At 32.1% G+C, this 6654-nt stretch carries 5 protein-coding genes and 1 pseudogene; 5 read left to right on the top strand and 1 reads right to left on the bottom strand.

Annotated elements, in window-relative coordinates:
• The 5 genes and pseudogenes from H8707_RS10215 to H8707_RS10195 form a co-directional block, all read left to right on the top strand.
• Nucleotides 1-777 (top strand): amidohydrolase family protein (locus tag H8707_RS10215; RefSeq protein ID WP_262430044.1); only part of this gene is annotated, 777 nt, incomplete at its 5' end.
• Nucleotides 778-779: 2 nt separating this feature from the next.
• A complete protein-coding gene (locus H8707_RS10210; RefSeq protein ID WP_262430043.1) occupies nt 780-1544 on the top strand; it encodes a serine hydrolase in 765 nt (254 codons plus the stop codon).
• Nucleotides 1545-1753: 209 nt separating this feature from the next.
• A pseudogene (locus tag H8707_RS10205) lies at nt 1754-2017 on the top strand (ATP-binding protein); the annotation flags it as partial.
• Between the two features lie 333 nt (nt 2018-2350).
• Nucleotides 2351-4114, top strand: a complete 1764-nt coding sequence (locus H8707_RS10200) for an ABC transporter ATP-binding protein (RefSeq protein ID WP_262430042.1) — start codon at nt 2351-2353, stop codon at nt 4112-4114.
• Nucleotides 4086-5825, top strand: a complete 1740-nt coding sequence (locus H8707_RS10195; RefSeq protein ID WP_262430041.1) for an ABC transporter ATP-binding protein — start codon at nt 4086-4088, stop codon at nt 5823-5825. The genes H8707_RS10200 and H8707_RS10195 overlap by 29 nt, the downstream gene beginning before the upstream one ends.
• Before the next feature lie 13 nt (nt 5826-5838).
• Here the strand turns inward: H8707_RS10195 and H8707_RS10190 are convergent, their stop codons facing one another.
• On the bottom strand, nt 5839-6531 hold the full coding sequence (locus H8707_RS10190) for a hypothetical protein (RefSeq protein WP_262430040.1): 693 nt from the start codon (nt 6529-6531) through the stop codon (nt 5839-5841).
• Nucleotides 6532-6654: the final 123 nt, after the last annotated feature.

The following is a 6654-nucleotide window of genomic DNA, read 5'->3' as shown; positions in this document are numbered from 1 at the left end:
AGGCGGGAGGGATATGACGTTACAGTTGATCAATATCCATACAACGCATCCTCCACAACCATGGATAGCAATGTTCCTCTTTGGGGCTTTGAAGGGGGAATGGAGAAAATGCTTCAAAGGCTTCAGACTTCGGAAATCCGAGAGCAGCTTAAGGCTGAGAGCAATGCAAGCCATGTTGGACGATGGGGTGATATTTTCGTATCCTATGCCGAAAGTGAAAAAAATGCCTGGACCATAGGAAAATCTATTGCTGAGATTGCAGAAATCAGAAGTGTGGATCCTGCAGATGCGTGTTTCGATTTAATTGTTGAGGAAAAAGGAAGAGTCAATGAAGTGAATTATGGCATGTGCGAAGAGGATATCGAGTATATTATGTCTCAGCGGTTTACTATGATTGGTTCCGATGGATATGCTGCTTCTATGGATTATCCCGGATTGCCGCATCCCAGATGGTATGGAACATTTCCAAGAGTCATTGCACATTATTGCAGGGACAGAAGACTTTTTCCATTGGAAACTGCCATTTACAAAATGACGGGTTTGCCTGCGGCACGTCTTGGGCTTCCTGACAGAGGTCTTGTCAAGGAAGGGATGTGGAGTGATTTGGTTCTGCTGGATTTTGAGAATATTCAGGACACTCCGGATTACAACTCTCCAAAATCCGCCTGCAAAGGTATTTTAAAAGTGTATGTAAATGGGGTTCTGACTGCAGAGAATGGAGTCCATACAGGTGCAAAATCAGGGAAAATATTGAGAAAAGGAAGAAAGGGACGATAATTATGTGGAATGAGCTTTTTGATAAAATGGAAGGTATGCGTGGAAAGGTGGGTTTTTATTACAAAAATCTTGTTACAGACGAAACTGTGGGATTTAATGAAGATGAACTATTTCGTGCTGCCAGTATTTTCAAACTTCCGCTTCTTGCGGCAATGCTTTATGAAAAAGTGTATAATAATGTGGACTTCGGCGAGAAAATCAAAATTTCAGAGAGTGATAAAATACCTGGATGTGGTGCGGTCCAGCATATGACAGGCGAACCTTCGATTGATATTTTGACACTGGCAAAGTTGATGATTACCATAAGTGACAATACTGCCGCGAATGTTCTTGCAGAGTATTTCGGAATTGAAAAAATGAAGGGTGTTTTTGATAAGCTTGGTATGAAAAAAACCAGGCTGAATAGGCAGCTTTACGATTTTGAAAGTGAAAGCAGGGGCGTTATGAATGTATTCACTCCTAAAGAGATGGGTGAACTGCTTGAAAAGATATATAAAAGGACTTTGATTAACGAAGAAACTTCGGAGTTTTTTGAGGACATTCTGCTCCAGCAGCAGATTAACAGCAAGATACCAGCTAGGCTGCCTTATGATTTTAAAGTTGCTCATAAAACTGGAGAAGAGGAGGAAACAACTCATGATGTGGGCATAGTGTATGCAAAGCAGCCTTTTATAGTGTGCTTTGCATCAAATGATACAGATGTTCCAGAATTTGAAGATTTTATGCGGGATACTTCATACAGGCTTTTCTGCATGACTGAGCAATAGAGGACGATGGATTTTAAATTAGAACCAGTTGGGATTGAATATGTAATCCTAACTGGTTTTTTGCTTGGTGTAAATGATAAAATGAAAATACACAAAAATACACAGATTTACAGATTTGTACATTTTTCTAGTATAATATTTTAAAATGATTGGGGGGATGTTTTACGGAAAGATATATTAAATCAAATAAATAACATTTTTTTAAATATAAGTTGTTAATTATTGATGAAATAGGCTATTTGCCAATTGATAAACAATGGGCCAACTTACTATTTCAATCGATAAATAAGAGGTATGAAAAGAATTCAACTATAATTACTACAAATCAGCCTTTTAGTAAATGGGGCGAGGTTTTCTCTGATGTAACATTGGCTAACGCCATTCTCGACAGATTAATCTACCATTCAAAAATTATTAAAATTACTGGACCTTCTTATAGATTAAAAGGAAAAATTGATTTATTAGAAAGTTAAAAATGTAGCAATAATTAATTCTAATAATTGTACATTTTTAAGTTGACATTTACATACATTACCTTCCTTTTTTTCTTTATATATTAAATATATCATAAAGGGATAAACATTTTTGTTCATGCCTTAAAAAAGATGTACGTCTTAAAACGCAGGAACATAAGGGGAGTTCCCTGTGTTTTTTGTTGCCATACTTTTATTGATTTACATGGGCAAAGGTGATATATTTATCACATATATCACTTTAGTAATGGAATTGTGTTATTATGATAGGATGGAGTAATATGGTATAGCTTATGTAATTATATTGGATTCTTCTAAGGAGATGATAATACTATGTCAAAAATGAAGATTGAGCCTATGAAACAGCCTGACAAAATCGTAAATTATTGGAAAAAAGAAAAATTTGTTGTGGCTTTAATTGTAATATTTGGATTGTCTTATAACATTACAATTATTTTAGGACCTATATATCAGGGAAAACTAATAGATTCTATTGCCTATGGGAATAGCCTATCTTCAGTAATAATTCTTGCAATTACCTATACACTCCTTATAGGAATTAATCAACTTTTACGATATTTTAAGCGGTTTTATATAAGGCGTTTTGCTAATAGTACCAGTGCTACTATGAGGCTTATGATATATAACAATATTATGCACAAAAGCATTTCTGAACTAGACGATGAAAATACTGGGAATCTAATGACGAGAGCTATTTCAGATGTTGATTTATGTGTTGAGGGTATGCGAAAGTTCACCACTGAAGTATTTGATACTGGCGTCCTTATGGTTACTTATATTATATCAATGCTTGTTTATGATGTTAAAATAACTATATTGTCTATTATTTTTGTTCCCATTGCTATGGTACTTGCTGAAAAGTTAAAAACTGTTATTTATAAATATTCAAAGGAATATCGCCAAAAAAGCAGTGAGTTGGCTGATATTACTTATGATGCAATTGAAAATTCAATGATTTATCGAGTAAATGGTATGGAATCAAAAAATAGTGTGAAGTATATAGAAGAATTAGAGGATTTGCAAGATAAGGCAATAAAAGCCAATATATTAGAAAACTCTATGCAGCCTATATACAATGTTATTGCTATGCTTGGAATTATAATAGTAATCTATCTAGGAGGTACAAAAGTTATTAATGGTGGTTGGACTGTAGGGGCTTTTTCTACTTATGTTGCTATGTTTACTGCTATGGCTTTTAAGGCAAGTAAAGCAGCAAAGCTATTTAATTCTGTACAAAAATCACAGGTTTCATGGAAGCGTATAAAACCGTATCTTGAAGAATACAAAATCAAAGACACTTCTTCTAATATAGATACAAGCTGTACTTTACTATCTGTTAAAAATCTTAGTTTTTCTTATGAAGATGGTAAGGGAAATATTATCGAAAATGTTAATTTTACAGGGTCACAAGGGGAAATTATTGGAGTAACAGGTTCTATTGCTTCTGGTAAGTCTACCCTTGGAATATCTTTACTAGGTCTATACCCTTATGTAGGAAGCATTAAGATAGATGGCAAGGAATTAAAGGATTATTCAGAATATGAGCGAAGCCAAATGATTTCTTATTTAGGGCATAAACCCCAGTTGCTGTCAGATACCATATATAACAATATAACCCTGGGAAGCAAAAGTGATATTACTTCTGTTTTAAAGGATGTTTGTTTTGATAAAGACTTAGAGGCAATGCGTAATGGCCAGAATACGCTAGTTGGAAATAGTGGAATAAAATTAAGCGGGGGACAGCAGGCTAGGATAGCTCTTGCAAGAGCACTTAACAATAAAAATAAAATTATTATATTGGATGACCCTTTTTCTGCTGTTGATATGAAGACGGAAGAAAAAATTATTGAAAACTTAAAAAATAATTACAATGATAGTTTAATTATTCTAATTTCACACCGTTTAGCTATTTTTAACAGAATAGATAAGATTATTCTTTTAAATGATGACAAAACAGTAGATTATGGTACACATAATGAACTTATTAAAAAATCAGAACTCTATTCTACAATATATAATTTACAGAACACAGAGGGAGGGAACAATGATGAGCACAATAAAAAAGTCAGTATTTAAGGTAATAAAAAGCAATATATGGACTATTATCTTATTAGTATTTGTTATTTGTGGTGTTGTTGTTTTAAGTTTAATTCCTCCTCAAATTTTAAAAAATATTATTGACCAAAGCCTTGTACCAAAGAAATTTGATAAGTTACTTACCTTTGCTTTTGCTTATATTGGTATTCTGTTTTTAATTGGGGTATTTAATTTTTTTAAAGAGGCTATTATTACAATTTTGGGACTAAAGATTACAAAGGAAATACGAAGTGAGATGATAAAAAAGCTTGAAAGAATAAATGCAATGTTTTTTTCCACTAATAGTTCAGGAACAGTAGTTTCACGATTTACAAATGATGTTGATGCAATTAATTCACTATTTACAAGTGGTATTGTTGGAATGATAGTTGATTGTTTTAAGATTATAGGTATTGTAATTTCAATTTGGATGTTTAGTAGCAAGCTTGGCATTGTAACCCTATTACTATTGCCAGCTATTTATAGTATTACAAGGGCTTTTCAAAAAAGAATGCTTAAGGCACAGATTGAGAATCGAATATTAGTGGGCAAAGTAAATAATCATATTTCTGAAAGCTTAAAAAATGTACAGATGATTAAATCCTACAGCAAGGAAGATTATATGGAAGAGAACTACACAAAATATTTACTTGAAAATTATAAAACAGTTGAAAAAGTTAATTTTTATGACTCTGTATACTCTCCAATAATTCAACTTATTCGTGCTGCTGTTATTAGTTTCATTGTAGTACTATCATCAAAACAATTAAACTATTTAGGTATATCTCTAGGTATGGTTGCAGCATCAATAGAATTAATATCTAACTTATTTGCACCAATTGAGAGTCTAGGCATGGAACTACAAAATATTCAACAGGCCATATCAGGCATTAAAAGAGTAAATGACTTTTTCGATGAACCTGAAGATGACTTTAAGAAGAATGAATTAAGGGCAGAAAATATCATTCCTAAAGGTGAAGATGTAATATTATCTTTTAACGATATTACTTTTCAATATGAAGAAGGCTTAGATATTATCCAAAATATTAATCTTGTCTTAAAACAAAATGAGAAAGTTACATTTGTAGGAAGAACAGGAGTTGGGAAAACCACATTATTTAAGCTTATAATGGGGCTTTTAAAGCCAACAAAGGGCAGCATTACAATAAATGGCATTGATGTTTACGACATACCGAACTCTGAGAAACGTAAAATATTTGGGTATGTTGATCAAAGTTTTCACATAATAAAGGGAACAGTAGGAGATCAAATAAGTTTGCAGGATGAGAGTATTACGAGAGAACAAATAGAAGAGGTCATAGATTTTGTAGGGCTTACAGAATATGTAGCATCTTTGGAAAATGGACTAGATACTATGGTAGACAGTGACACTCTTTTTTCACAGGGACAAAAACAACTTTTAGCAATAGCTAGAGCTATAGTAACTAATCCTCCTATTCTTTTGCTAGATGAAATTACAGCAAATCTTGATTCTATAATTGAAGAAAAAATAGTCTCTGTATTGCAAAAGACAAGGGATGCTCATACAATACTATCCATATCCCACCGTTTATCTTCTATGATTGCCAGTGACACAGTAGTTATATTAGAAGACGGTAAAGTTAAAAATGTTGGTTCTCCTGAAGTCCTTTTAGAAAATGATGAATGGTACCGCAGTCATATTACATTGGAAAAACTTACTTGGAGTTAGATTGTGTTAATAATTAAGATTTAATAGAACGTGTTTTTATTCTATTATATTGATAGATCAAATTTTTATGTCCAGTTATAGATACACATTTCTCTAACTCAATAAGGAAAGTTTGATAAAGTGAATCATCTGAACAATTAATAAAAATAGGGCGGATGTTCTCGAAAATATAATTTTCTAATTCTTCAGGTGGTGAACCTCTATTTTTAAGAAGATAGAAATTATAAATAATATTAAATTCTTTTGGGAAATTTTCCACAGGGTACTCTTCTTTATTTGCTTGTTGAGGTATATCTAAACCTGTAATGGTAGATATATTATTTAAGTAAATTGCTGTAGGTAAAAAAAGTTCATCTGATTCTATTAGTACAAATGATAGCAGTTCAAATGCTAGATTATATTTTTTCCTATTAAAACATCCCATAGAAATATTAAAAATATGGGTTATTATTTGCTCTTTATTTTTATCTATATTTTCTTTAAAAATGGGCAGAGTTTTTCTTGTCTCTTCAATCCATTCATTAGAATTACATTCTTCCATCAATATAAGTTTTAGTGAATAAGTTTGTAATATAGCTAAAGTATTATCTGTTTTAAGGTAATATTTTTCAAGTTCTGATAAAAGCTCTGCTGCTCTTAAATAATATTTTTTCTTTATTAAAGTATATATTTGATTACATTGCAATCTATAAGATTTGCTTGGCAAATTCTGTATATGATATTCTAAAAGTACCCCAAATTCTAATTGAAAATTCCTCTAGAAGAAATATATAATAACCCTATGACAATTCATAGGGAGGCTAGGGGATGATAAGTTTAATGGATAAAC

This window comes from Paratissierella segnis, assembly GCF_014385195.1.
Classification (GTDB): domain Bacteria; phylum Bacillota; class Clostridia; order Tissierellales; family Tissierellaceae; genus Paratissierella; species Paratissierella segnis.
This window is presented reverse-complemented; position numbering and strand designations above follow the sequence as displayed.